General features: G+C 49.3%; 1 rRNA gene. It reads right to left on the minus strand.

The annotated features are described in order from the left end of the window. A 23S ribosomal RNA gene (locus PZH32_RS11180) occupies positions 1 to 808 on the minus strand; the annotation flags it as partial.

An 808-nucleotide genomic window follows, 5' to 3' on the forward strand; every position in this document is an offset into this window, starting at 1 on the left:
ATTGCCTGGCGGATTTGCCAACCAGACTCCTACCTCGCTTGTACCGGTCTTTCCATTCCCGGCTCACGCTCTCTGCCTGTGTCCCCACAGTTCTGTTACAGGATAGTACAGGAATTTCAACCTGTTATCCATCGACTACGTCTTTCGACCTCGCCTTAGGCCCCGACTTACCCAGAGCAGATCAGCTTTACTCTGGAAACCTTAGATATTCGGCCGGAAGGATTCCCACCTTCCTCTCGCTACTCATTCCGGCATTCTCTCTTCTTAAAAGTCCACAGCTCCTTACGGTACTGCTTCATCCCTTTAAGAATGCTCCTCTACCAATTGAATTCTCAATTCCAAAGCTTCGGCAGTGTGTTTCAGCCCCGGACATTTTCGGCGCAGGACCTCTCGACTAGTGAGCTATTACGCACTCTTTGAATGGATGGCTGCTTCTGAGCCAACATCCTAGATGTCTTCGAAATCCCACATCCTTTTCCACTTAACACACATTTTGGGGCCTTAGCTGTTGGTCTGGGCTCTTTCCCTTTTGACCACCCAACTTATCTCGGATCGTCTGACTCCCATACATCATCTACACGGCATTCGGAGTTTGATATTCTTCGGTAAGCTTTGACGCCCCCTAGGAAATTCAGTGCTCTACCTCCGCAAGACTTATATGAGGCTAGCCCTAAAGCTATTTCGAGGAGAACCAGCTATCTCCGGGTTCGATTGGAATTTCTCCCCTATCCACACCTCATCGCCACCCTTTTCAACGGATGTGCGTTCGGTCCTCCACGAAATTTTACTTTCGCTTCAACCTGGACAT

Source organism: Adlercreutzia equolifaciens, from assembly GCF_029076695.1.
Lineage (GTDB): Bacteria > Actinomycetota > Coriobacteriia > Coriobacteriales > Eggerthellaceae > Adlercreutzia > Adlercreutzia equolifaciens_A.